General features: G+C 57.2%; 19 protein-coding genes and 1 riboswitch. Of the genes, 4 read left to right on the top strand and 15 right to left on the bottom strand.

Annotated elements, in window-relative coordinates:
* From apaG to lptD, 5 genes are read right to left on the bottom strand one after another with little or no spacing between them, the layout of a single operon-like run.
* Nucleotides 1–378, bottom strand: a complete 378-nt coding sequence (gene apaG / locus ACOTY5_RS13965) for a Co2+/Mg2+ efflux protein ApaG (RefSeq protein WP_003856425.1) — start codon at nt 376–378, stop codon at nt 1–3.
* A 3-nt stretch (nt 379–381) separates the two neighbouring features.
* Complete coding sequence (gene rsmA / locus ACOTY5_RS13960) at nt 382–1,203, bottom strand: 16S rRNA (adenine(1518)-N(6)/adenine(1519)-N(6))-dimethyltransferase RsmA (protein ID WP_003856423.1); 822 nt, start codon at nt 1,201–1,203, stop codon at nt 382–384.
* A complete protein-coding gene (gene pdxA / locus ACOTY5_RS13955) occupies nt 1,200–2,186 on the bottom strand; it encodes a 4-hydroxythreonine-4-phosphate dehydrogenase PdxA (RefSeq protein WP_045141623.1) in 987 nt (328 codons plus the stop codon). Before pdxA ends, rsmA begins: the two co-directional genes overlap by 4 nt.
* Nucleotides 2,186–3,472 (bottom strand): peptidylprolyl isomerase SurA, encoded by a 1,287-nt coding sequence (gene surA / locus ACOTY5_RS13950; protein ID WP_017383803.1) that lies wholly within the window; start codon nt 3,470–3,472, stop codon nt 2,186–2,188. The genes pdxA and surA overlap by 1 nt, the downstream gene beginning before the upstream one ends.
* A 53-nt stretch (nt 3,473–3,525) precedes the next feature.
* Nucleotides 3,526–5,877, bottom strand: a complete 2,352-nt coding sequence (gene lptD / locus ACOTY5_RS13945) for an LPS assembly protein LptD (RefSeq protein ID WP_006810140.1) — start codon at nt 5,875–5,877, stop codon at nt 3,526–3,528.
* Between the two features lie 239 nt (nt 5,878–6,116).
* On the opposite strand from lptD, the gene djlA reads away from it, so the two are divergent.
* Nucleotides 6,117–6,932 carry a co-chaperone DjlA gene (gene djlA, locus ACOTY5_RS13940; RefSeq protein WP_015572652.1) on the top strand — a complete coding sequence of 272 codons (816 nt, stop codon included), beginning with the start codon at nt 6,117–6,119 and terminating at the stop codon, nt 6,930–6,932.
* A 31-nt stretch (nt 6,933–6,963) separates the two neighbouring features.
* Here djlA and rluA read toward each other — a convergent pair whose 3' ends face one another.
* From rluA to araB, 6 genes are all read right to left on the bottom strand, one after another.
* The gene (gene rluA / locus ACOTY5_RS13935) at nt 6,964–7,623 is read right to left on the bottom strand and encodes a bifunctional tRNA pseudouridine(32) synthase/23S rRNA pseudouridine(746) synthase RluA (protein WP_003856412.1); all 660 of its coding nucleotides are present in this window, start codon (nt 7,621–7,623) and stop codon (nt 6,964–6,966) included.
* A gap of 12 nt (nt 7,624–7,635) precedes the next feature.
* Nucleotides 7,636–10,542: an RNA polymerase-associated protein RapA gene (gene rapA, locus ACOTY5_RS13930; RefSeq protein ID WP_045141622.1), complete on the bottom strand. Its 2,907-nt coding sequence runs from the start codon at nt 10,540–10,542 to the stop codon at nt 7,636–7,638.
* A gap of 127 nt (nt 10,543–10,669) precedes the next feature.
* Entirely contained in the window at nt 10,670–13,027 is a 2,358-nt protein-coding gene (gene polB, locus ACOTY5_RS13925; protein WP_045141621.1) for a DNA polymerase II, read from the bottom strand.
* Between the two features lie 155 nt (nt 13,028–13,182).
* Entirely contained in the window at nt 13,183–13,878 is a 696-nt protein-coding gene (gene araD / locus ACOTY5_RS13920; protein WP_015572655.1) for an L-ribulose-5-phosphate 4-epimerase, read from the bottom strand.
* 86 nt (nt 13,879–13,964) lie between these two features.
* On the bottom strand, nt 13,965–15,467 hold the full coding sequence (gene araA, locus ACOTY5_RS13915; RefSeq protein ID WP_015572656.1) for an L-arabinose isomerase: 1,503 nt from the start codon (nt 15,465–15,467) through the stop codon (nt 13,965–13,967).
* 10 nt (nt 15,468–15,477) lie between these two features.
* Nucleotides 15,478–17,187: a ribulokinase gene (gene araB / locus ACOTY5_RS13910; RefSeq protein WP_045141620.1), complete on the bottom strand. Its 1,710-nt coding sequence runs from the start codon at nt 17,185–17,187 to the stop codon at nt 15,478–15,480.
* A gap of 337 nt (nt 17,188–17,524) precedes the next feature.
* On the opposite strand from araB, the gene araC reads away from it, so the two are divergent.
* Both araC and ACOTY5_RS13900 read left to right on the top strand, forming a co-directional pair.
* Nucleotides 17,525–18,370 carry an arabinose operon transcriptional regulator AraC gene (araC, locus tag ACOTY5_RS13905; RefSeq protein WP_003856402.1) on the top strand — a complete coding sequence of 282 codons (846 nt, stop codon included), beginning with the start codon at nt 17,525–17,527 and terminating at the stop codon, nt 18,368–18,370.
* A 118-nt stretch (nt 18,371–18,488) separates the two neighbouring features.
* Nucleotides 18,489–19,256, top strand: a complete 768-nt coding sequence (locus ACOTY5_RS13900; RefSeq protein ID WP_015572658.1) for a DedA family protein — start codon at nt 18,489–18,491, stop codon at nt 19,254–19,256.
* Nucleotides 19,257–19,299: 43 nt separating this feature from the next.
* Here the strand turns inward: ACOTY5_RS13900 and thiQ are convergent, their stop codons facing one another.
* The 4 genes from thiQ to sgrR all read right to left on the bottom strand — a co-directional run bounded on the left by thiQ (nt 19,300) and on the right by sgrR (nt 24,378).
* The gene (thiQ, locus tag ACOTY5_RS13895; protein ID WP_017383795.1) at nt 19,300–20,001 is read right to left on the bottom strand and encodes a thiamine ABC transporter ATP-binding protein ThiQ; all 702 of its coding nucleotides are present in this window, start codon (nt 19,999–20,001) and stop codon (nt 19,300–19,302) included.
* Nucleotides 19,985–21,595, bottom strand: a complete 1,611-nt coding sequence (thiP, locus tag ACOTY5_RS13890; RefSeq protein ID WP_032670574.1) for a thiamine/thiamine pyrophosphate ABC transporter permease ThiP — start codon at nt 21,593–21,595, stop codon at nt 19,985–19,987. Before thiP ends, thiQ begins: the two co-directional genes overlap by 17 nt.
* Entirely contained in the window at nt 21,571–22,554 is a 984-nt protein-coding gene (gene thiB / locus ACOTY5_RS13885; protein ID WP_017694523.1) for a thiamine ABC transporter substrate binding subunit, read from the bottom strand. The genes thiP and thiB overlap by 25 nt, the downstream gene beginning before the upstream one ends.
* 31 nt (nt 22,555–22,585) lie before the next feature.
* Nucleotides 22,586–22,686, bottom strand: a riboswitch (TPP riboswitch).
* A 36-nt stretch (nt 22,687–22,722) separates the two neighbouring features.
* Nucleotides 22,723–24,378 carry an HTH-type transcriptional regulator SgrR gene (sgrR, locus tag ACOTY5_RS13880; RefSeq protein ID WP_045141619.1) on the bottom strand — a complete coding sequence of 552 codons (1,656 nt, stop codon included), beginning with the start codon at nt 24,376–24,378 and terminating at the stop codon, nt 22,723–22,725.
* Nucleotides 24,379–24,466: 88 nt separating this feature from the next.
* On the opposite strand from sgrR, the gene sgrT reads away from it, so the two are divergent.
* The gene (sgrT, locus tag ACOTY5_RS13875) at nt 24,467–24,619 is read left to right on the top strand and encodes a glucose uptake inhibitor SgrT (RefSeq protein WP_003856388.1); all 153 of its coding nucleotides are present in this window, start codon (nt 24,467–24,469) and stop codon (nt 24,617–24,619) included.
* Nucleotides 24,620–24,714 lie beyond the last annotated feature (95 nt).

Genomic DNA, 24,714 nt, shown 5'->3' with positions numbered 1-24,714 from the left:
TTAATGAATAAGTGTAGGTACGGCGAGACGGAATACGGGAATAGCAATGCGGAAAGCATTGCCGTCGGCATCGACCATTTCATAATGGCCCTGCATGGTACCCAGCGGCGTTTCAATGACCGCGCCGCTGGTGTACTGATACTCTTCGCCAGGGGCGATATGGGGTTGTTCACCGACCACGCCTTCGCCCTGGACTTCAATTTCACGGCCATTGCCGTTGGTGATAAGCCAGTAGCGCCCGAGCAGTTGCACAGGCATCCGCCCCAGATTGCGAATGGTTACGGTATAAGCAAAGACAAAACGTTCTTCATCCGGTGTGGATTGGGACTCAATGTAGACGCTTTGAACCTGAACACAGACGCGGGGCGAATCAATCATGGCTTAGCTCTCCTTCGGCGGCGCATTGTCGCTGATGTAATTAGCCAGCTTGCAGTACTGCTCTACGGAAATATTTTCCGCACGCATTGCCGGGTCGATGCCCAACTCAGCTAATACGTCAACGGTAAACAGATTGCCAAGGCTGTTACGAATCGTTTTACGGCGCTGGTTAAAGGCTTCTGTCGTGATACGGCTCAGCACGCGCAGGTCTTTGACCGGGTACGGCATCGTTTTATGTGGCACCAGGCGCACAACCGCAGAATCTACCTTTGGCGGTGGCGTGAATGCGGAAGGCGGTACTTCTAATACCGGGATCACGTTGCAGTAATATTGCGCCATCACGCTTAAACGACCATACGCTTTACTGTTCGGCCCTGCAACCAGACGGTTAACGACCTCTTTTTGCAACATGAAGTGCATGTCGGCAATGGCATCAGTATAGCTAAACAGATGGAACATCAGCGGGGTGGAGATGTTGTACGGCAGGTTACCGAACACGCGCAGCGGCTGTCCCATTTTTTCTGACAGTTCGCCAAAGTTCATGGTCATCGCATCCTGCTGATAAATCGTCAGCTTCGGCCCGAGGAACGGGTGCGTTTGCAGACGCGCGGCCAGATCGCGGTCGAGTTCGATAACGGTCAGTTCGTCGAGGCGTTCGCCTACCGGCTCGGTCAGCGCGGCAAGACCCGGGCCGATTTCGACCATGGCCTGACCTTTCTGCGGATTAATGGCAGAAACGATACTGTCGATCACAAACTGATCGTTGAGGAAGTTTTGCCCGAAGCGTTTACGGGCTAAGTGGCCCTGATGGACTCGATTAGTCATTGAGTATTAACAATCATTTTGATGGCGAGATTAAGCGCCGTAATAAAACTGCCGACATCCGCTTTTCCCTGGCCTGCCAGATCCAGCGCAGTACCGTGGTCAACGGACGTTCGAATAAAGGGTAAACCGAGGGTGATATTCACCCCGCGGCCAAAGCCCTGGTATTTTAGCACGGGCAGACCCTGATCGTGGTACATCGCGAGTACGGCGTCGGCATTATCCAGGTATTTGGGCTGGAAAAGGGTGTCGGCAGGCAGAGGCCCGCTGAGGTTCATCCCCTTCGCCCGCATCTCCTCAAGCACCGGAATGATGGTGTCGATCTCTTCGGTGCCCATATGTCCGCCCTCACCCGCGTGCGGATTCAGGCCGCAAACCAGCACATGCGGCTGCGGAATGCCGAATTTGGTTTGCAGATCGTGATGCAAAATGCCAATGATCTCACGCAGGAGTTCAGGCGTAATGGCATCCGGAATGGCTTTGATCGGCAGGTGCGTTGTTACCAGCGCAACGCGCATTGCTTCGGTTGCCAGCATCATCACCACTTTCGGGCTGTGCGCACGCTCTTCGAAAAATTCGGTATGCCCGGTAAACGGAATGCCCGCGTCATTGATCACGCCTTTATGCACCGGACCGGTGATCAGGGCGGCAAATTCGCCCTGAAGGCAACCGTCACAGGCGCGCGCCAGCGTCTCGACAACGTAGTGGCCGTTTTCGGTGTGTAACTCACCGGGGACAACAGGCGCACGGAGCGGAACAGAAAGCAGGGTGAGAGTCCCCGCCTGCTGCGGTGCGGGCTGTTGGCCTTCAACGTAAGGGAGGAGCGTTAAAGGCAGACCGAGCAAAGCTGCCCGGTCTTGTAACAGTGTTGCATCTGCGCAGACAACCAACTCTACCGGCCAGCTGCGCTGGGCGAGCTGAACCACAAGGTCAGGCCCAATCCCGGCGGGTTCGCCGGGGGTGATCACAACACGATGCGGTTTCATCAGTTGCTCAACACTTTTACGTAAGCGCTGGCGCGTTGTTCCTGCATCCAGGTTGCGGCTTCTTCAGAGAACTTACGGTTAAACAGCATGCGATACGCACGGTCTTTCTGCGCCGCGTCGGTTTTATCCACGTTGCGCGTGTCCATCAGCTGGATCAGATGCCAGCCGAAGGAGGAGTGCACCGGCGCGCTCATCTGGCCTTTATTCAGCTTCATTAACGCATCGCGGAAAGCCGGATCGTAAATATCCGCTGCCGCCCAACCCAGGTCACCGCCCTGGTTTGCAGAGCCAGGATCCTGAGAGAACTCTTTTGCCGCTTTATCGAAGGTGGTTTTACCGCTCTTGATGTCTGCGGCGATCTGTTCCAGCTTCGCACGAGCCTGATCGTCAGTCATGATCGGAGACGGCTTAAGCAGGATATGACGCGCATGTACTTCGGTAACCGAAATGTTCTGGCTCTGGCCGCGCAGGTCATTCACTTTCAGAATGTGGAAGCCCACACCGGAACGGATTGGACCGACGATGTCGCCTTTCTTCGCCGTGCTCAGCGCCTGGGCAAACAGGGATGGCAGCTCCTGAATACGGCCCCAGCCCATCTGGCCGCCTTTCAGCGCCTGCTGGTCAGCGGAATAGGTGATCGCCAGCTTGCCGAAGTCATCGCCATTACGCGCCTGCTCAACGATAGCGCGCGCCTGGCTTTCCGCCTCAGCCGCCTGATCGGAAGTTGGGTTTTCCGGCAGTGGGATCAGGATGTGGCTCAGGTTAAGCTCAGTGCTGGCATCATTCTGATTCCCCACCTGTTTTGCCAGGGCATCCACTTCCTGAGGCAGGATGGTGACGCGGCGACGGACTTCATTGTTACGCACTTCTGAAATCAGCATCTCTTTACGGATCTGATTACGGTAGGTGGCATAGCTGATGCCGTCGTAGGCCAGGCGGCTACGCATCTGATCCGGGGTAATGTTGTTCTGCTTTGCAATGTTGGCGATCGCCTGATCGAGCTGCTCGTCAGAGATCGTCACGCCCATTTTCTGGCCCATCTGAAGAACAATCTGATCCATGATCAGACGCTCCAGGATCTGGTGGCGCAGCGTAGCGTCATCCGGAAGCTGTTGACCTGCTTCGCCCGAGTTGAGCTTTACAGATTTCATCAAACCGTCAACGTCACTTTCAAGCACGACGCCGTTGTTAACCACAGCCGCGACTTTATCGACAACCTGTGGGGCCGCGAAGCTGGTATTCGCAACCATAGCGACACCGAGTAGCAGCGTTTTCCAGTTCTTCATACTTTTTCCATTTCAATTAACCGCAAAGCGGATTACGTTGTAAATCAAGCACATTACAATGAACTACGATACGGCAGAATGTTCGAGCGCAGCATCTGCTGCGTGCCCAGACCGTAGTTAGAACTCAGGCCGCGCAACTCGATATTAAAGCCGATCACGTTATCATATTTGCCCTGACTGTTTTGCGTATCCCAGCCGTTAAGTTTGCGTTCGTAACCGACACGTATTGCGTAACAGCAGGAGTTGTATTGCAGACCCAGCATCTGGTCAGCAGGTTTTTGGGCATTCGTGTCATAGTAGTAGGCCCCGACGACTGACCAACGATCGGCGATCGGCCAGCTCGCGGCGGTACCCACCTGTGAAATACCGTCTTTGTATTGGTCTGTATTCGCATAGTTTGGCAGCGTCGCCTGGATATACTCCGGGCTGGCGTAACGGTACGTCAACTGCAACATGCGGTCTTCATCACGACGATATTCGATGGCAGCGCTGCCCGTCGCGATATTGTCCAGTCGTGTATCGTACTGAACACCACCGCGCAGACCCCAACGATCCGTCATGCGCCAGTAGGTGTCGCCCGCCCATACCAGTGAGCCCGTTTTGTTGTCTTTCTCCCAGTTAATGTCGTCATCACCGGTACGAGACTCGGTGAAATAGTAGATTTGACCAACAGAAACGTTAAAACGTTCAACGGCAGCATCATCATATACGCGCGTTGTGACGCCGGTCGTTAACTGGTTAGCAGACGCGATACGGTCAAGGCCGCCGTAGGTACGGTCACGGAACAGACCGCTATAGTCAGATTGCAGGAACGACGAGTCGTAGTTTTGAATTTTGCTCTGATCGCGATATGGCACGTACAGATACTGCATACGTGGCTCAAGCGTCTGGGTGTATCCATCCGCGAGAAGAGCCATATCACGTTCGAAGATCAGCTTCCCGTCCATTTTGAATTGCGGAAGCGTACGGTTTACCGATTCTTCAAGATCGGTGCCATAGCGTTTGTTATACCAGTCCAGATTCTTCTGCTGGTAGTGGGTGGCCATCACTTTGGCTTCGGTATTCAGGCTCGCCCAGTCGTTTGACCACGGCAGATTGATCGTCGGCTCGATATGCAGACGCGTTGATTCCGGCATATCCGAGTTGGTGTTGACGAAATGGACCGCCTGAGCATAAACGCGCGTGTCGAAAGGACCCACATCGTTCTGATACCAGTTCACGTCCAGCTGCGGCTCGGCACCATAGGTACTACGCGATTGTGTATCAAATACCTGGAACTGCTTGGTCGACACCGTCGCGTCAAAGTTCTCAATGGCGTAGCCCACGCTGAATTTCTGCGTGGCGTAACCGTCGGTACTGGAGCCGTATTTAGAATCAAAGTCGTTGAAGTAATACGGATCGCTGACTTTGGTGTAGTCGATGTTGAAACGCCACACCTGATCCAATACCCCGGCGTGCTTCCAGTAGTACATCCAGCGGTGCTTATCACCTTCGCTCGGATGCTCGTCCTGGAACACCTTATCTGATGGCAGATAATCAAATTCCATCAGACCCGCGCCCGCCTTGGTCAGATAGCGGAATTCGTTCTCCCACATGATGTTACCGCGCTTATGGATATAGTGCGGCGTGATCGTGGCGTCCATGTTGGGCGCAATGTTCCAGTAGTACGGCAGGTAGAACTCAAAGTAGTTCGACGTGCTGTACTTGGCGTTCGGGATCAGGAAACCTGAACGACGTTTGTCACCCACAGGCAGTTGCAGGTAAGGGCTATAGAAAATGGGCACCGGGCCGAGTTTAAAACGGGCGTTCCAGATCTCTGCAACCTGTTCTTCACGGTCGTGGATCACTTCACTGCCCACAACGCTCCAGGTATTTGACCCTGGCAAACAGGAGGTAAACGTGCCGTTTTCGAGAATGGTGTAGCGGTTTTCGCCGCGCTGCTTCATCAGGTCCGCGGTACCGCGCCCCTGACGACCGACCATCTGGTAATCACCTTCCCAGACGTTGGTGTCTTTGGTATTCAGATTCGACCAGGCTTTCGGACCTTTCAGGATGACCTGATTGTCGTCATAGTGCACATTACCCAGCGCATCCACCGTACGGACAGGCGCCTGAGCACCTTCCGGTTGCTTCTGGTGCAATTGCACTTCGTCAGCAAGCAGGCGACTGTTTCCCTGGTTAATATCGACATTGCCCGTAAAGGTCGCATTGTCAGGATAATTACCTTTTGCGCTGTCGGCATTAATGGTGACGGGTAAGTCATTCGTATCGCCTTTCACCAGTGGGCGATTGTAACTTGGGACGCCAAGCATACACTGCGAGGCGAGATCGGCTGCGAGCCCCTGTTGGCTATACAGGGCGGTGCCAATCATTGTGGCCAGAAGGGTGGGGATACGTTTTTTCATACGTTGTATTTTATTGTTCCGTCATCAGTGGCTACGGCTTACAAACGCTCAGAGACTATCTTACTCATCAGCGCAGTACCAGCGTTAATCCTGCCCGTTTGCGCGCCAGAGTGTTAGGCTCGCTATCGAATGACGAGTATGATAATGCAAATTATAGGCGATGTCCCTCAATTGACCGTGGCGCGACCACTGTAATGATGGCGTTGCGTCGGCCAGGAACATGACCATTCGGGGAGTATATGCAGTATTGGGGTAAAATAATCGGCGTTGCGTTCGCAATTATTATGGGTGCCGGATTCTGGGGTGTCGTTCTTGGCCTCATTATCGGCCATATGTTTGATAAAGCACGCAGCCGCAAAATGGCCTGGTTTGCCAACCAGCGCGAGCGCCAGTCACTCTTTTTCTCCACCACCTTCGAGGTGATGGGGCACTTAACCAAATCAAAAGGACGCGTAACGGAAGCCGATATTCAGGTGGCCAGCGTCTTTATGGATCGCATGAATCTGCACGGCGAATCCCGCATCGCGGCGCAGAATGCGTTCCGGATTGGTAAATCAGATCACTACCCGCTGCGTGAAAAAATGCGGCAGTTCCGTAGCATCTGTTTCGGGCGTTTTGATTTAATTCGGATGTTTCTGGAAATTCAAATCCAGGCCGCCTTCGCGGATGGCTCTCTGCATCCGAATGAACGGGACGTCCTGTATGTGATTGCTGAAGAGTTGGGCATTTCCCGCATGCAGTTCGATCAGTTCCTGCGCATGATGCAGGGCGGCGCGCACTTTGGCGGCGGTTATCAGCAGCAATCGTCCGGCGGCGGCTGGCAGCAGGCGCAGCGTGGCCCTACGCTTGAAGATGCCTGTAACGTCCTCGGCGTGAAGCCGTCTGACGATGTTACGACCATCAAACGCGCCTATCGTAAGCTGATGAGCGAGCACCATCCGGATAAGCTGGTGGCGAAAGGCCTGCCGCCAGAGATGATGGAGATGGCGAAACAGAAAGCGCAGGAAATCCAGAAAGCCTACGAGCTAATTAAAGAGCAGAAAGGTTTTAAATAAAAAAATGGCCCGACAGTGTCGGGCCATTTTTTCAGAAGTCCACCGGGGCTTTGAACGTCATGGCGTTGCCGAAAGCAGGGTGGGTGATGGTGAGCGTCTGCGCATGCAGTTGCAGGCGCGGCGCTAACGCCAGCGCTTCCGGCGGCGCATAGAACCTGTCCCCCAGAATGGGGTGACCCATCGCAAGCATATGCACACGCAGCTGGTGGGAGCGCCCGGTAATCGGCTTCAGCAGGACGCGCGCGGTGTTATCCGGCGCGTACTCCAGCACTTCATACTCGGTTTGCGCGGCCTTGCCGGTTTCGTAACACACCTTCTGCTTTGGCCGGTTCGGCCAGTCGCAAATCAGCGGTAAATCCACCAGCCCTTCCGCCTGCGCCGGATGGCCCCAGACGCGCGCGACATACTGTTTCTTCGGCTCGCGCTCGCGGAACTGACGCTTCAGCTCGCGTTCTGCCGCTTTATTCAGAGCCACCACAATCACGCCGCTGGTCGCCATATCCAGACGATGGACAGACTCGGCCTGGGGATAATCACGCTGGATACGCGTCATCACGCTGTCTTTATGCTCTTCCAGACGCCCCGGCACGGATAACAAGCCGCTCGGCTTGTTAACCACCATAATGTGCTCGTCCTGATACAGAATGACCAGCCACGGATCCATCGGGGGATTGTAGGGCTCCATTACCATCTTGCGCTCCGCTTACTGATGCGTCACAACGATAAGACGCAGGGCGTCGAGACGCCATCCCGCCTGATTCAGGCTTTCCAGCACCTGCTGGCGGTTGCTCTCAATGGCGGCCAGCTCATCGTCACGAATGTTAGGGTTCACTGCTTTCAACGCTTCCAGACGCGACAGCTCGGCAGAAAGCTTCTCATCGGCTTCGCTACGCGCCGCATCGATCAGCACTCTGGCCGCTTTTTCGGCCTGGGCTTCACCCAGTTGCAGAATGGCATGCACGTCCTGCTGCACCGCATTCACCAGCTTACTGCCGGTATGGCGGTTCACCGCGCTCAGCTGACGGTTGAAGCTTTCAAACTCCACCTGGCCGGCCAGGTTCGTACCGTTTTTATCCAGCAGCAGACGCACCGGAGTTGGCGGCAGGAAGCGGTTAAGCTGAAGCTGTTTCGGCGCCTGCGCTTCCACAACGTAGATCAGCTCCACCAGCAGCGTGCCCACAGGCAAGGCTTTGTTCTTCAACAGGGAGATGGTGCTGCTGCCGGTATCGCCGGAGAGGATCAGATCCAGACCGTTGCGGATCAGCGGGTGCTCCCAGGTGATGAACTGTGCATCTTCGCGGGAAAGCGCCACATCACGCTCAAAGGTGATGGTGCAGCCGTCTTCCGGCAGGCCCGGGAAATCCGGCACCAGCATATGATCGGACGGGGTCAGCACGATCATGTTCTCGCCGCGATCGTCCTGGTTAATGCCGACGATGTCGAACAGGTTCATGGAGAAGCTGATCAGGCTGGTGTCATCGTCCTGTTCTTCGATACTTTCGGCCAGCTGCTGCGCTTTTTCACCGCCGTTGGAGTGGATCTCCAGCAGGCGATCGCGACCCTGTTCCAGCTGGGCTTTCAGGGCGTCGTGCTTCTCGCGGCAGGACTTGATCAGCTCATCAAAACCCTCGGTGTTTTCCGGGGCCGCGAGGTAACCGATCAGATCCGCATGCACCTGATCGTAAATGGTGCGACCGGTCGGGCAGGTGTGTTCAAACGCATCCAGACCTTCGTGATACCAGCGAACCAGAACGGACTGGGCGGTTTTCTCCAGATACGGCACGTGGATCTGAATATCATGCGCCTGACCGATACGATCCAGACGGCCGATACGCTGCTCCAGCAGATCCGGGTTAAACGGCAGATCGAACATCACCAGATTGCTGGCGAACTGGAAGTTACGGCCTTCAGAACCGATTTCGGAGCACAGCATAACCTGCGCGCCGCTGTCCTCTTCACTAAACCAGGCTGCGGCGCGGTCGCGCTCGACAATAGTCATGCCTTCGTGGAACACAGCAGCGCGAATACCTTCGCGCTCGCGCAGCACTTGTTCCAGTTGCAGGGCGGTGGCTGCTTTGGCGCAGATCACCAGCACCTTCCGGGAACGGTGCGCGGTCAGGTAGCCCATTAACCACTCCACGCGCGGATCGAAGTTCCACCAGGTGCCGGTGTCGCCTTCAAATTCCTGATAAATCTGCTCCGGGTAGAGCATGTCGCGCGCGCGATCTTCCGCAGATTTACGGGTGCCCATAATGCCGGAGACTTTAATCGCCGTCTGGTACTGGGTCGGCAGCGGCAGTTTGATGGTGTGCAGCTCGCGTTTCGGGAACCCCTTCACGCCGTTACGGGTGTTACGGAACAGCACGCGGCTGGTGCCGTGACGGTCCATCAGCATGTCGATCAGCTCTTTACGCGCAGATCCCGCGTTATCGCTGTCGCTGTTCGCGGCCTGCAAAAGCGGCTCGATATCCTGCTCGCCAATCAGATCGCTCAGGGTGTTAAGTTCATCGTTAGAGAGACGATTACCTGCCAGCAGCAGCGCGACGGCGTCTGCCACCGGGCGGTAGTTTTTCTGTTCCTCAACAAACTGCTCAAAATCGTGGAAGCGGTTCGGGTCGAGCAGGCGCAAACGGGCGAAGTGGCTCTCAAGGCCCAGCTGCTCCGGCGTTGCGGTCAGCAGCAGAACGCCCGGTACGCGCTCGGCAAGCTGCTCAATCGCCATGTATTCACGGCTTGGCGCGTCTTCGCTCCAGACGAGGTGGTGTGCTTCGTCGACGACCATCAGATCCCATTCAGCGTCGCACAGGTGCTCCAGGCGCTGCTTGCTGCGGCGCACGAAGTCCAGGGAGCAGATCACCAGCTGTTCGGTTTCAAACGGGTTGTCCGCGTCGTGCTGGGCTTCGGCATAGCGCTCGTCGTCGAACAGGGAGAAGCGCAGGTTAAAGCGGCGCAGCATTTCGACCAGCCACTGGTGTTGCAGCGTTTCCGGCACCACAATCAGCACGCGCTCGGCGGCGCCAGAGAGCAGCTGCTGGTGCAGGATCATGCCTGCTTCGATGGTTTTACCCAGGCCCACTTCGTCAGCCAGCAACACGCGAGGCGCATGGCGACGGCCCACATCATGGGCGATATTCAGCTGGTGGGGGATCAGGCTGGTACGCTGACCGCGCAGGCCGCTCCACGGCATGCGGTACTGTTCACTCTGGAACTTACGCGCGCGGTAGCGCAGGGAGAAGCGATCCATTCGGTCGATTTGCCCGGCAAACAGACGGTCCTGCGGCTTGCTGAAAACCAGTTTGCTGTCGAGCAGCACTTCGCGCAGGATGACATTCGTCTCGTCGGTATCAAGACGCGTTCCGATGTAGGCGAGCAGTCCATTCTCTTCTTTTACGTCTTCAACCTTTAGCTGCCAGCCCTCGTGGCTGGTCACGGTGTCACCCGGGTTGAACATTACGCGGGTAACAGGGGAGTCATTGCGAGCGTACAGGCGGTTTTCACCGGTAGCAGGGAAAAGGAGGGTAACCATGCGCGCATCGACGGCAACGACGGTTCCTAATCCAAGTTCGCTTTCTGTATCGCTGATCCAGCGTTGACCAAGTGTAAAAGGCATAGTTGTTCGGCTCTAATCTTTAATTGCAGGCAATAGTTCGACCCCGTCAAAAAAGACGGTCATCGAAAAATGGGTCCGGGAATGGAAAGGGCGCTATGGTACTGGATGGCAACGGTTTCGTCACGCGTCAAAATAGCCCAAGTTGTCCTGTCACTAGTGTAGCAAAGTCGTCATCGATGAACGGTAAAATTCCCTCCGCAACCGGCTGAAGCTGGCGGGTGAGGTAGTGATCGTAATCGAACGGAGACTGCTGGTAATCAACGGGCTCCGGACCGTTAGTTGTCCAGACGTATTTGATTGTTCCCCGGTTCTGATACTGCGGCGCGCGTCCCCGGCGAACGTTCTCTTCGTCCGCCAGCCGCGCGGCACGCACGTGGGGGGGAACGTTACGCTGATACTCCGCCAGCGGGCGGCGCAGGCGCTTGCGATACACCAGCTGCGCGTCAAGTTCGCCCGCCATCAGGCTGGCGATGGTGTCGCGTACATAATCCTGATAAGGCTCATTGCGAAACACCCGCAGGTAGAGTGTCTGCTGGAACTGCTGCGCCAGTGGCGTCCAGTCGGTGCGCACTGTCTCCAGCCCTTTAAACACCATCCGCTGCGTGTCGCCTTCCTGAATCAGTCCGGCGTAGCGCTTCTTGCTGCCCTGATCGGTCCCGCGAATGGTCGGCATTAAAAAGCGGGCGAAATGGGTTTCAAACTCCAGCTCTAAGGCGCTGGTTAACCGCTCTTTTTGCAAATTTTCGCGCCACCAGTCGTTCACGTAGGCGACCAGTTCTTTGCCGATTCGCGCGGCGTCGTCTTCTGAATGGGCCGCTTTCAGCCAGACAAAGGTGGAGTCGGTATCGCCATAAATCACGTCATAGCCCCGAGATTCAATCAGCGCTTTGGTCTGGCGCATAATGTCGTGCCCGCGCATGGTGATGGAAGACGCCAGACGGGGATCAAAGAAGCGGCAGGCGCTGGTACCCAGCACGCCGTAAAAGGCGTTCATAATGATTTTCAGCGCCTGTGAGAGCGGCTTGTTGCCGTGACGCTTCGCCTCGTCGCGGCCGTGCCAGATGTTTCCCACAATTTCGGGCAGGCAGTGTTTTTCGCGCGAGAAGCGTGCTCCAAGAAAACCTTCGGTGCTGTGCGCATCGTCTGGCTGCGCCATGCCCTCAACCAACCCGACGGGATCGATCAGGAAGGTGCGGATAATCGACGGGTAGAGGCTTTTGTAATCCAGCACCAGCACCGAGTCATACAATCCTGGCCGGGAGTCCATCACGTACCCGCCGGGACTGGCCTGCGGCGGCACGTCCCCGAGGTTGGGGGCAACGTACCCTGCCCGGTGCATTCGCGGAAAATAGAGGTGGCTGAAGGCCGCTACCGAGCCGCCGTGCCTGTCGACCGCGAGACCGTTCACCGTCGCGCGCTCCAGCAGGAACGGCATGATCTCGGTTTTGTGGAAGATCTGCGTCACCAGCTCGCAATCTTTCAGGTTATAGGTAGCGAGCGCCGGCTTATCTTCATTAAAGCGCCGGTCGATCTCGTCCATTCGGTCCCAGGGATTGTCGATGGATTTACCTTCGCCGAGCAGTTCCTGGGCGACCGCTTCCAGCGAGAAGGAAGAGAAGTTCCAGAAGGCGGATTTCAGCGCCTCGATGCCGTCGATAATCAGGCGACCGTTAGCCTGCGCGAAGAAAACACCGTTCTTAAAACCGTGCTCACGCCACTCCAGCTCACTGTTGCCGCGCCCCAGAATCAGCGGGATACGGTAACGCTCGGCATGTTTTTGCAGCACGCGCAGGTCAAACTGCACTACGTTCCAGCCGATCAGAACATCCGGATCGTGCTCGGCAAACCACTGGTTAAGCTTCTCCAGCAGTTGCGGGCGGCTGTTGACGTACTCCAGATTAAAATCCAGCGCGGACGCATCGCCGTTCGGCGGCCCGAGCATATAGACAACCCGCTGCCCACAGCCTTCCAGGCCAATGCAGTACAGTTCGCCATGGCGGGTGGTTTCAATATCCAGCGACACCCACTTTAGCGGCGGGCGATAGTGCGGATTAGGCTTCAGGCGCGCGTTAACGATCCTGCCGTTTTGCGCGGTGCCATCTACCCAGACGGGGGCGGTGATAAACCGCTCCATCAGAAAGCGTTCAGGCGGGCGAATGTCGGCCTCGTAAAGCGTCACGCCTGCTTCACGGAGCAGTTTTTCATAGCGCATTAACTGGCGATGAGCGCGGCAATAAAGGCCGTAAACCGGCTGGCGGTGGAAATCTTTCAGCTGGAGCGGCGTAAGGCGCCAGTTGTTTTCACTGTGCAGCAGTTGCTTCACTTTCTCGACGTGAGCTTCAGGAATAAAGGCCACGGACTCCTGCGGCGGGAGCGTAACGTTTAGCGGGCCGTTGTCCGTTGCCAGCCAGAATTCAACCTCAGTACCCTGAGGGGTATCCCGCCAGTGTCTGGTCAGTAAAAAGCCTTCTTGCGCCTGCGTCACGCCGTTATCCCATAAAACAAACCAGGCCTGATTATAGCCTGGTTGAGGGGTGTTTGCTGGGGTTTTATACAGTGTCTGTTCCGCCGGATGGCGCTGCGCTTATCCGGCCTACAGGTTCCGCAGGCCCGGTAAGCGCAGCGTCACCGGGCAAGGGTTTACTGCCCGTAGTAGGCTTTCGCACCGTGCTTACGCAGGTAATGCTTATCCAGCAGGGTTTGCTGCATATCCGGCAGCTGCGGTGCCAGCTGGCGGCAGAAGATCCCCATATAGGCGACTTCCTCCAGCACGATCGCGTTGTGCACCGCGTCCTCCGCGTTTTTACCCCAGGCAAACGGGCCGTGGGAGTGCACCAGCACGCCGGGCATTTGCGCCGCGTCGATTCCCTGTTTTTCGAAGGTTTCGACAATCACGTTCCCCGTTTCCCATTCGTACTCACCGTTGATCTCCGCATCGGTCATCAGACGCGTGCAGGGAATGGTGCCGTAGAAGTAGTCCGCGTGGGTGGTGCCGGTGGCCGGTATAGGCTGGCCCGCCTGCGCCCAGATGGTCGCGTGACGCGAATGGGTATGCACAATCCCGCCGATGGTCGGGAAGGCCTGATACAGCAGGCGATGAGTGGGCGTATCGGAGGAGGGCTTTTTATTGCCTTCAACCACTTCACCCGTTTCGATGCTGACCACCACCATGTCTTCTGCGGTCATTACCGTGTAATCCACGCCGGAAGGCTTGATCACGAACACCCCTTTTTCCCGGTCAACGGCGCTGACGTTGCCCCATGTCAGGGTTACGAGGTTATGTTTTGGCAGCGCCAGGTTGGCTTCGAGTACCTGACGTTTGAGATCTTCTAACATTGTCGTCTCCTGCCGGATGGCGCTGCGCTTATCCGGCCTACAGAACCGTAGGCCCGGTAAACGAAGTGCCACCGGGCACTCCGTACTTAGCGTTTTGAACCGTAATAGACTTCGTTCCAGCGCAGCGCGTCTTTAAAGGCTGGCAGACGGGTGTCGTTATCAATTACGGTCAGTTCGATGTCGTGCAGCTCGGCAAACTGACGCATATCGTTCAGGTCAAGCGCGTGGCTGAATACGGTGTGGTGCGCGCCGCCGGCCAGGATCCAGGCTTCCGAGGCGGTTGGCAGGTCAGGCTGCGCTTTCCACAAAGCGTTGGCGACCGGCAGCTTCGGCAGAGAATGCGGGGTTTCAACCGCATCGACGCAGTTCACCAGCAGGCGGAAACGATCGCCGAGGTCAATCAGGCTGGCGTTAATGGCCGGGCCGGTACGGGTGTTGAAGATCAGACGGGCCGGATCCGCTTTGCCGCCAATGCCGAGGTACTGCACGTCGAGGATCGGTTTCTCTTCAACCGCGATGGATGGACACACTTCCAGCATGTGCGAGCCGAGCACCAGATCGTTGCCGTTCTCGAAGTGGTAGGTGTAGTCCTCCATAAAAGAGGTGCCGCCCTGTAGACCGGTCGACATCACCTTCATGATGCGAAGCAGAGCGGCAGTTTTCCAGTCGCCTTCGCCCGCAAAGCCGTAGCCCTGCTGCATCAGACGTTGTACCGCCAGACCCGGGAGCTGTTTCAGGCCGTGGAGATCTTCAAAGGTGGTGGTGAAGGCATGGAAGCCGCCCTGTTCCAGAAAACGCTTCATGCCCAGCTCAATACGTGCGGCATCCAGCACGTTCTGGCGCTTGTCACCGTTGACCTGTGCCGCAGGCGTCAGGCGATAGCTGCTTTCGTACTCGTCCACCAGCGCGTTAACGTCGCCATCGCTGATGTCATTCACCACCTGCACCAGGTCGCCCACCGCCCAGGTGTTGACGGAGAAGCCAAATTTAATCTGCGCGGCCACTTTATCACCGTCGGTGACCGCCACTTCGCGCATGTTGTCGCCGAAACGCACCACTTTCAGGTGGCGGGTATCCTGCTTAGATACCGCCTGACGCATCCAGGAGCCAATGCGTTTTTGTGCCTGACCGTCCTGCCAGTGCCCGGTCACCACGGCATGCTGTTGACGCATGCGCGCGCCGATGAAGCCGAACTCGCGGCCGCCGTGCGCGGTCTGGTTCAGGTTCATGAAGTCCATGTCGATGCTGTCCCACGGCAGGGAGGCGTTGAACTGCGTGTGGAATTGCAGCAGCGGTTTGTTGAGGATAGCCAGGCCGTTGATCCACATTTTGGCTGGCGAGAAGGTGTGCAGCCACACCACCAGGCCAGCGCATTTGTCATCGTAATTGGCATCGCGGCAAATGTTGGTGATTTCGTCCGGGGTGGTACCCAGCGGCTTCAGCACCAGTTTGCACGGCAGTTTGGCTTCCGCGTTCAGCGCATTCACAACGTGCTCCGCGTGTTTCGTCACCTGCTGCAACGCTTCCGGTCCGTACAAATGCTGGCTGCCAATCACAAACCACACTTCATAATTATTAAAAATGGTCATTATCGTGTCCTTAATGTGTCAGGGTTGCCGTAGTGTCCGCGGTGCTTTTGGCCGGGGCGGCGACAGGGAGATAGTGAAGTTCGGCGCTTTTTGCCCATTGCTGGTAGCGCTGATAAAGCTGTTCAAAGCGTTGTGCCTGCTGAGTCTGCGGCTGGAGCGTACTTTCGACGGCGCTCGCCATATGCTGTTGCGCGGTCGGGATATCCGCATGGACGCCTGCGGCCACGGCAGCGAAAATCGCGGCGCCCAGCGCACAGCACTGATCGGAGGCCACAATTTGCAGCGGCCGGTTCAGCACGTCGCAGCAGGCCTGCATAATCACCGGGTTTTTACGGGCGATGCCCCCCAGCGCCATCACGTTGTTTACGTCAATGCCCTGCCCGGTGAAGCACTCCATAATGGCGCGCGCGCCGAACGCGGTGGCGGCGATCAGGCCGCCAAACAGCGCGGGCGCGTCGGTCGCGAGGTTGAGATCGGTAATCACCCCTTTCAGACGCTGGTTGGCAAACGGCGTACGACGCCCGTTGAACCAGTCCAGCACCACCGGCAGGTGGTCGAGAGACGGATTTTTTGCCCAGGCTTCGGTGAGCTGCGGCAGGAGCTGTTTTTTGCTGTCGGCAATCTGCGTTTTCAGTTCAGGACGCGCGGCAGCCAGCTGATCCAGCGGCCAGCCGAGCACGCGGCCAAACCAGGCGTAGATATCGCCGAAGGCGGACTGACCCGCTTCGAGGCCGATAAAATCGGGTACCACGCTGCCGTCAACCTGACCGCAGATGCCTTTCACCGCGCGGTCGCCGACGCTGGCTTTATCTGCCGTCAGAATGTCACAGGTGGAGGTGCCGATAACTTTCACCAGCGTGTTGGGCTGCGCACCCGCGCCCACGGCACCCATATGGCAGTCGAACGCGCCGCCGGAAATGGTCACGTTTTGCGGCAGACCGAGGCGTTTCGCCCACTCTTCGCAGAGCGTACCGACCGGAATATCGGCGGTGAAGGTGTCGGTAAACAGCGGGTATGTCAGGTTTTTGTTGATGATCGGATCGAGTTCATCGAAGAACGCTGCCGGAGGCAGCCCCCCCCAGCTTTCATGCCACAGCGATTTATGCCCGGCGCTGCAACGGCCGCGGCGGATATCCTGCGGGCGAGTGGTGCCGGAGAGCAGGGCGGGAACCCAGTCGCATAGCTCAATCCATGATGCCGCTGCCTGTGCGACCGACGCGTCCACGCGGGTAACGTGCAGGATCTTGGCCCAGAACCACTCGCTGGAGTAAATTCCGCCGATATACCGTGAGTAGTCAGTTTTGCCCGGCTGATGGCATAAGCGGGTGATGGCTTCCGCCTCTTCCACGGCGGTATGGTCTTTCCACAGCACAAACATGGCGTTCGGGTTGTCGGCAAACTCCGGTCGCAGCGCCAGTACGCGGCCTTCGGCATCGACAGGAGCAGGCGTTGAGCCAGTGCTGTCGACGCCAATCCCCACGACATCGGCCCGCTGGGCGTCCGTCAACTCCGCCAGCACGGTTTTGATCGCCGCTTCCATTGATTCAATGTAATCACGCGGGTGGTGGCGGAACTGGTTGTTCGGCGCATCGCAGTAGCGCCCCTCTTGCCAGCGCGGATACCACTCAACGCTGGTTGCTATCTCCTGGCCAGTCGTACAGTCCACTGCCAGCGCGCGAACTGAGTCGCTGCCAAAATCGAGGCCAATTGCAATTGCCATGGTGTTGCTCCATCCAAAAAACAGGTATGGAAGAACATTAGAGACTGGGGACAAAAATCGTCAGGCAGGATCCGCTAATCTTATGGACTAAATTGCTGTAGCCACGCAAAGTGTGACGCCGTGCAAATATTCTATGTGGACATTTCTGCCGCACTTATAGACACTTTTGTTACTGCTTATCTGCCCGTACTGGCGGACAAATCAGGGGAAAAGGCTGAAACATGGCGGACGTAAAAGAGGCGTGATGCTTTTTGGATCTTTTCGCGGGCCATTTTTATACTGCTTTTATCGATATGGACAATTGGTTTCCTTCAGGACCCTTGGGAGAACTGAATCTATGGCCGAACCGCAAAACGATCCCTTACTGCCGGGCTACTCATTTAACGCCCATCTGGTGGCGGGGCTGACGCCAATTGAGGCCGAGGGATATCTCGATTTTTACGTCGATCGCCCTCTTGGCATGAAGGGATATATCCTCAACCTGACCGTACGCGGAGAAGGGGTCGTCAAAAACGGGGATCAGCAGTTTATCTGCCGCCCCGGTGATATGCTGCTGTTCCCGCCGGGGGAGATCCACCACTACGGGCGCCATCCGGATGCCAAAGAGTGGTATCACCAGTGGGTCTATTTCCGTCCGCGCGCCTACTGGCAGGAGTGGCTCTCGTGGCCGGCCATTTTCGCCCATACCGGTTTATATCGCCCGGATGAGGCGCATCTGGCGCAGTTCCGTGAGCTGTTCGCACAGATTATTGAGGCAGGGCAGGCGGGCGGGCGCTACGCCGAACTGCTGGCCATCAACCTGCTTGAACAGGTGCTGCTGCGCCGCATGGAGGCCATCAACGAGTCGCTTAATCCGCCGCTGGACAACCGCGTCCGCGACGCCTGCCAGTACATCAGCGACCACCTTGCCGACAGCCAGTTTGATATTGCCAGCGTCGCCCAGCATGTGTGTCTGTCGCCGTCACGGCTCTCTCATCTGTTCCGCCAGCAGCTTGGCGTGAGTGTACTCAGCTGGCGTGAGGATCAGCGCATCAGCCAGGCGAAACTGCTGCTCAGCACCACCCGAATGCCTATCGCCACCGTCGGGCGTAACGTCGGCTTTGAAGATCAGCTCTATTTCTCTCGCGTGTTTAAGAAGTGCACCGGTGCCAGCCCGAGCGAATTCCGTGCGGGATGTGAATAATCGGTAAACATTCAGGTGAACTTCAGGCGCATCTTGTAAACTATTCAGACAATTGATGCCTTGACGCGGTGCAGGGCGCTAAGCAGAATCGCTGATTCGTTTTCTGACCGGAATAGTTATGCAGGCATTGCTGGAACATTTTATTACCCAGTCCGTTATGTATTCGCTCATCGCCGTGGCGCTGGTGGCGTTTCTGGAGTCGCTGGCGCTGGTCGGGCTGATCCTGCCCGGCACCGTGATGATGGCGGGGCTTGGGGCGCTTATCGGCAGCGGCGAGGTCAATTTCTGGCAGGCGTGGATGGCCGGTATCATCGGTTGTTTGCTGGGGGACTGGATCTCCTTCTGGCTGGGCTGGCGCTTTAAGAAGCCGCTGCACCGCTGGTCGTTCATGAAAAAAAATAAAGCGCTGCTGGATAAAACCGAGCACGCGCTGCACCAGCACAGCATGTTCACCATCCTCGTGGGGCGCTTCGTTGGCCCAACGCGCCCGCTGGTGCCGATGGTGGCCGGGATGCTGGATCTGCCCGTCGCGAAGTTTGTGGTGCCGAACATCATCGGCTGCGTCTTCTGGCCGCCGTTCTACTTCCTGCCGGGGATCTTGGCGGGCGCGGCCATCGATATTCCTGACGGTATGCAAAGCGGTGAGTTCAAGTGGCTGCTGCTGGGAACGGCGGTCCTGCTGTGGCTGGCGGTCTGGCTCTGCTGGCGCCTGTGGCGCAGCGCGAAAGCCAGTGTTGATCGCCTGACGCGCTATCTTCCGCGCTCTCGCCTGCTCTGGCTGGCCCCGCTGACGCTGGGGGTGGCTGTCGTGGCGCTGGTGGCGCTGATTCGCCACCCGCTGATGCCGGTGTACGGTGAGATCCTGTTGAAGGTGGTGAGCCGTTAAGGTGTTTTCCCTCTCCCTGTGGGAGAGGGCAAGGGTGAGGGCATCAGACCTCACGAATACCTAAAAGTGAAGACGCCCCCGCCTTACCACTCAGAAGTTCTTCTGTTTCCCCATCCCACAAAATACGTCCCTCCGCGATCACCACCGATCGCGGCGCGATGCGTGCGGCATCTTCGATGCTATGCGAAACCATCAGCATCGTCAGTTGCTCGCGCTCGCAAACCTCCTCAACCAGCGAGAGCATCTCCTGACGCAGGGCCGGGTCGAGCGCCGAAAAGGGTTCGTCGAGCAGCAGCAGCGGCTGCTTGCGCACCAGACAGCGTGCCAGCGCCACGCGCTGGCGCTGGCCGCCGGAAAGCTCACCCGGTAGTCTGTTGATAAACGCAGCCAGGCCCATTTGTTCGGCGATCGCCTCCAGCGTCTGACGCTGCGCAACACTGAGTTTTAACCCCGGATCCATACCCAGCGCGATATTCTGCCACACCGTAAGATGATTGAACAGATTGTTTTCCTGGAACAGCATCGACACCGGGCGCTTAGCCGGCGGAGCGTAGGTATATTCGCCATTATCAATGACGATCGACCCGCTGGCAGGCTGCAAAAAACCGGCAATCAGATTGAGCAGGGTACTTTTTCCGGCCCCGCTGGGGCCAAGCACTGCGATTCGCTCTCCCTGACGAACGGAGAGGGTAAAACGCATTGGCAGGTGCTCATAAAGCCAGGTTACATCAGTCAGTTTTAACATCACGCCCCGGAAGTTTTTCGATAACGGTAAATAACGCAAAGCACAGCACCAGCAGTAAAAGTGCCGTGACGGCGCCGTCCTGGCTACGATAGGAGCCAATTTGCTGATAAAGCCAGAACGGCAGCGTGCGGAAATCCTCGTTGCCGAAGAGGGCCACAACGCCAAAATCGCCAATCGACAGCACGCAGGCAAACGCCAGCGCCTGGGCCAGCGGACGCTTTAGCGCGCGCAGTTCGACCACCTTCAGACGCTGCCAGCCCTGCATGCCCAGCGACTGACACAGCAAACTGTAGCGGCTGTTGACGTCGCGCATCGGGTTTTCCAGCACCTTGAGCGCGTAAGGGATGGCCATCAGTGCGTTGGTAAAAATGACGATGCCGTCGGCGCTTTCCGGCAGGCCGATGGTGCTGTTGAACAGTAAAAAGAATCCGGTCGCCAGCACAATACCCGGCATCGCCAGGATCAGCATACCCGTCAGTTCCAGCGCGTGTCCGGCTTTACGGGCATGACGCGCGTACAGCTCGCGGCTGCTCCAGAGCAGCATCATGGTCAGGATCACGCACAGCAGCCCGGCTGCCAGCGCGATGCGCAATGAGGTCCACGTCGCCTGCCACAGGACAGGCTGTTGCAGTACCGACAACACATTGCGATTCAGGCCATCAACGATAACGGCCAGCAGCGGGGGCAGCAGAAGCAGGAGGGCCAGCGCGATCAGCATAAAATCCGCGACGCGGCTGTGCAGGCTGTCCTGCGGATCGCGCCAGCCTGTCAAGTGATTGCTGCCTGTGGGGATCGCTTTACTCAGCCGCTGGCTGAGTAACACCAGCGCCAGGCAGCAGACCATCTGCACCATCGCCAGCAGCGCGGCGCGGCCCGGATCGTAGTCGTAACTTAAGGCCTGATAGATCGCCAGCTCAATGGTGGTGGCCTGCGGCCCGCCGCCGAGAGAAAGCACGGTCGCGAAGCTGGCGAAGCAGAGCATAAAGATTAGCGCGGCCACCGGGGCAATCTGGCGTCGCAGCCACGGCCATTCGACAAAGCGGAAGAACGACCAGCCGCGCATGCCAAGCTGGGCGGCAATCTGACGCTGCTCCCCGGGAATGTTTTCCAGCGCCTGTAAAAAGAGGCGCGTCGCCATCGGCATATTGAAAAAAATATGCGCCAGCAGAATGCCTTTCAGGCCGTAAGGGGAGAAGGTCCATTCCAGACCAAGCAGGTTGAAGAGGGATGCCAGCCAGCCCTGCCGACCGTAGACGCTCAGAATACCGAACACCGCCACCAGCACGGGCAGGATCAGCGTCATCGCGCACAGCCGCAGCAGGGCAAGCCTGCCGGGGAAACGTCTGCGATAGAGGGCGCGTGCAAGGAAAATGGCCGGGATCGTCGACAGCAGCGCGGAGAGAAACGCCTGCCAGAAGGAGAAACGGATGACGTGCCAGAGATAGCTGTCGTGCCAGAGGGCGAGCAGATCGCTCTCTGGCGCGTTAAACCACAGCGCAAGGAATGCACCCAGGCTGACGACCACCATCAGTATGGCGGCGAGCAGCCCGGGAACTAACCAGCCGGGGATCAGCGGCTGACGGCGCGTTGCCATTCACTAATCCATGCGGCGCGCTGGGCGGCAACCTGCTGCGACGTAAATTCCAGTGAGGTTTGCGGCTTGTTTAGCTGCTCAAAGCCTGCCGGCAGCGCAACGTCAGTGACCGGGTACATCCAGTTTCCTGTCGGAATAGCATTCTGGAATGCCGGGGAGACCATAAATTTCAGGAATTTTTCGGCAAGCTCCGGCTGTTTGCTCGCGGCGGTGCGGGCGGCCACTTCCACCTGCAAATAATGCCCTTCAGCAAAGTTCGCGGCGGCGTAGTTATCCTTTTTCTCGGCGATAATGTGGTAGGCCGGAGAGGTAGTGTAGCTCAGCACCAGATCGCTTTCGCCTTTCAGGAACAGGCCGTAGGCTTCGCTCCAGCCTTTGGTGACGGTAACGGTTTTCGCGGCCAGCTTCTGCCACGCTTCCGGCGTTTTATCCCCGTAGACTTTCTGCATCCACAATAGCAGCCCCAGACCCGGGGTGCTGGTACGCGGATCTTCATAAATTACGCGCCATTTCTGGTCACTTTCGACCAGCTCTTTCAGGCTTTTGGGCGGATTCTTCAGCTTGTTTTTATCGTAGACAAACGCAAAGTAACCGTAATCAAAGGGAACGAAGGTGTCGTTTTTCCAGCCGCCCGGTACGTTGACGGCATCTGCCGCCAAACCGCTTTTGGCGAACAGTCTGGTTTGGGTGGCGGCTTCCAGCAGGTTGTTATCCAGCCCGAGCACCACGTCGGCTTTGCTGTTTTTGCCTTCCATGCGCAGACGGTTGAGCAGCGAGACGCCATCTTCCAGCGCCACGAATTTCAGCTCGCAGTTGCAGTCGGCTTCAAAGGCTTTTTTTACCACCGGGCCGGGGCCCCAGTCGGCGGAGAAGGAGTCGTAGGTATAGACCGTCAGAACGGGCTTAGCAAAAACAGGCAGCGCAAACAGCGCCAGCAGAGGAAGAACGTTTTTTAACACTTTGCACCTCAGGGTTGAGTGGCAAAGGATTTTGAGAGACAGCCTCAAATCCCTTCGCCGGCGTTATCCGGATCAGGTTCGACGGGTATTATCTCAGCGCACATCAGTGATGCAGCACCCCGTTGAGAACGGCGCTATTGTAATGATTTGGTGAATATTACGAAAGCGTTATGGCTCCGGCGGCGCAAACCAGGCGGATTTAAAATCAAACCAGCCGAGGGTATTCATCCGCAGGCCGCGCATGCTGCGCTGCCCCTGGATCAGCAGCCAGTGGTGAATCAGCGGTACGATCGTCTGCCCGGTCAGTAATTCCTGACACCAGGCGGCCAGATCCATTTCTCCCGCGCGCCACCGCGCGGCGTCCTGCTGCCAGTCCCGGTTGATACAGTGCTGAATCAGGGGCACTTCGTACAGGTGAGAAAAGAGCGAGAAATCAAGCGGCAGCGTAAAGTTTGCGCTGTTGAGCCAGATATCGCTGATGACGTCTCCGCGATGCCATTCATCATAATCGACTTCCTGTATCGCCAGCGTCACGCCTTCGGCTGCCAGCAGCGTGCTCATGATCCTCGCCAGAAAACGATGCTCAATGTGATCGCGATAGTAGCTGAGGGTGATGGTCTCCAGTCCGGCAGGCTTTTCACTGCGGACGGGCTGCGCATGGTGCCAGCGTGGGAGCAGGCCATAGGCCGGGAACCACCAGGTCTGGTATTGCTCCTCTGCGTGATAAATCAGGTTAGCGGGCGCCAGAATATGGCTTATCCACCTGCGGACGTCGTGGTTTGCCCCGCGATGGCTGCGGCTATCAAAGAGCAGGTAGTAGCAGCCCTCCTCCAGGCGGCTTTCGAACGCCTTTTCACCGGCTGTTGGCCCTTCCAGGGTCAGGCCTGCGCTCAGCTCTTCGTTGAGATCCGGTAACACCCAGACGTTCACTTCGTCGATCAACGCCCTATAGCCAAAGTAATCATCAAAGGCGCGGATCTTCAGCTGATTACTGTTATTTCGTGTAACGGAGTAGGGGCCCGTACCAATCGGCTGGCTGGAAAAATTGTTCAGGGAGCGCCACTCGGCAGGCAGGATCATTGATGGCACGTAGCCCAGAAGCCACGGAAGCCATTTGTCCGGCTGCGAAAGCTCAATATCCAGCGTCCAGGCCGTTGGAGAGTGGATCCGTGCGATATGCGAATAGAGCGGCAGCGTGCGGGCGCGCTCTAAAGAGACGATAACGTCGCGCATCTCCAGCTCGCGTCCATGGTGGAAATGAATGCCGGGGCGTAGAAAGAAGCGCCAGTGCAGCGGAGACACCTGTTGCCAGTGATGGGCAATATCCGCTTCCAGTTCCCCGTTTTCCTCATTTATCCGCGTCAGGCCGCTGAAAATCTGCCGGGCCATGTGGGTTTCAGAGCGACGTAACGCCGTACCGGGCAACAGATTTTTCATTGGGCGGTAGTAAAGCACCCGCAGAATGTGGCGTCCCTGACGAAAGCTGCGTCCCAGATGCGAGACCAGCATCTGGCGCACGGCGGCTTTGTCGCCCACCAGCTGGACCAGCTGATCGATGCGGTCCTGCTCCAGCAGATCCTCCGCCCGCTGTTGCTGTAGCGCCAGGCCGGTATAAAGGAAAGTCAGGCGCGAACGCTTGCCGCGTCCGGCTTCGGCCTCCCAGTTTAGCCAGCCCTGCTGCTGCATGGTATTAAGGAGCGTGCGCATATGACGCCGGGAGCAGTTGAGGTGCTCGGCCAGCTCGTTCAGCGTGGTCTCCTGCGATTGCCCCTCGCAGCACTGCCAGAGGCGGATAAATTGTTGTTGCAGACGACCGGAAGGCATAAAAGGGGAACTCCTGACAAAAAATCAGCAATTTATTAATCCCTATATTAAGCCAATAATCCTTTTCGATGAAGCGAGGAGGTAAATTATGAAGAGGTCTACCGCACGTCAGTTTTATCAGCACTATTTTTCAGCGACAAAGGGAGTGTCCTGGCTGGCCCGCCAGTGCGCAGAGCAGCGGCTGAGAATACTGGAAGATCTGATGCAGTGGGACGTTACGAAACCGACCTCTTCTCGCTAACTCGCCTCGATCATGTGTGACTGAGTATTGGTGCTAATCACCCGCCAGCAAAATGTTTTTTGCTGGCTTTTTTCGTTTACTATTTCACCCAATTT

Source organism: Enterobacter cloacae complex sp. SHL018 (assembly GCF_049237905.1).
GTDB lineage: Bacteria > Pseudomonadota > Gammaproteobacteria > Enterobacterales > Enterobacteriaceae > Enterobacter > Enterobacter hormaechei_C.
Note: the sequence above shows the minus strand (reverse complement) of the source record. Positions and strands in the feature narration are given on the sequence as shown.

Excerpts from the sequence above, each read along its gene's own strand:
- apaG (WP_003856425.1), bottom strand. The coding sequence starts at position 378 with ATGATTGATTCGCCCCGCGTCTGTGTTCAGGTTCAAAGCGTCTACATT.
- rsmA (WP_003856423.1), bottom strand. The coding sequence starts at position 1,203 with ATGACTAATCGAGTCCATCAGGGCCACTTAGCCCGTAAACGCTTCGGG.
- pdxA (WP_045141623.1), bottom strand. The coding sequence starts at position 2,186 with ATGAAACCGCATCGTGTTGTGATCACCCCCGGCGAACCCGCCGGGATT.
- surA (WP_017383803.1), bottom strand. The coding sequence starts at position 3,472 with ATGAAGAACTGGAAAACGCTGCTACTCGGTGTCGCTATGGTTGCGAAT.
- lptD (WP_006810140.1), bottom strand. The coding sequence starts at position 5,877 with ATGAAAAAACGTATCCCCACCCTTCTGGCCACAATGATTGGCACCGCC.
- djlA (WP_015572652.1), top strand. The coding sequence starts at position 6,117 with ATGCAGTATTGGGGTAAAATAATCGGCGTTGCGTTCGCAATTATTATG.
- rluA (WP_003856412.1), bottom strand. The coding sequence starts at position 7,623 with ATGGTAATGGAGCCCTACAATCCCCCGATGGATCCGTGGCTGGTCATT.
- rapA (WP_045141622.1), bottom strand. The coding sequence starts at position 10,542 with ATGCCTTTTACACTTGGTCAACGCTGGATCAGCGATACAGAAAGCGAA.
- araD (WP_015572655.1), bottom strand. The coding sequence starts at position 13,878 with ATGTTAGAAGATCTCAAACGTCAGGTACTCGAAGCCAACCTGGCGCTG.
- araA (WP_015572656.1), bottom strand. The coding sequence starts at position 15,467 with ATGACCATTTTTAATAATTATGAAGTGTGGTTTGTGATTGGCAGCCAG.
- araB (WP_045141620.1), bottom strand. The coding sequence starts at position 17,187 with ATGGCAATTGCAATTGGCCTCGATTTTGGCAGCGACTCAGTTCGCGCG.
- araC (WP_003856402.1), top strand. The coding sequence starts at position 17,525 with ATGGCCGAACCGCAAAACGATCCCTTACTGCCGGGCTACTCATTTAAC.
- ACOTY5_RS13900 (WP_015572658.1), top strand. The coding sequence starts at position 18,489 with ATGCAGGCATTGCTGGAACATTTTATTACCCAGTCCGTTATGTATTCG.
- thiQ (WP_017383795.1), bottom strand. The coding sequence starts at position 20,001 with ATGTTAAAACTGACTGATGTAACCTGGCTTTATGAGCACCTGCCAATG.
- thiP (WP_032670574.1), bottom strand. The coding sequence starts at position 21,595 with ATGGCAACGCGCCGTCAGCCGCTGATCCCCGGCTGGTTAGTTCCCGGG.
- sgrR (WP_045141619.1), bottom strand. The coding sequence starts at position 24,378 with ATGCCTTCCGGTCGTCTGCAACAACAATTTATCCGCCTCTGGCAGTGC.
- sgrT (WP_003856388.1), top strand. The coding sequence starts at position 24,467 with ATGAAGAGGTCTACCGCACGTCAGTTTTATCAGCACTATTTTTCAGCG.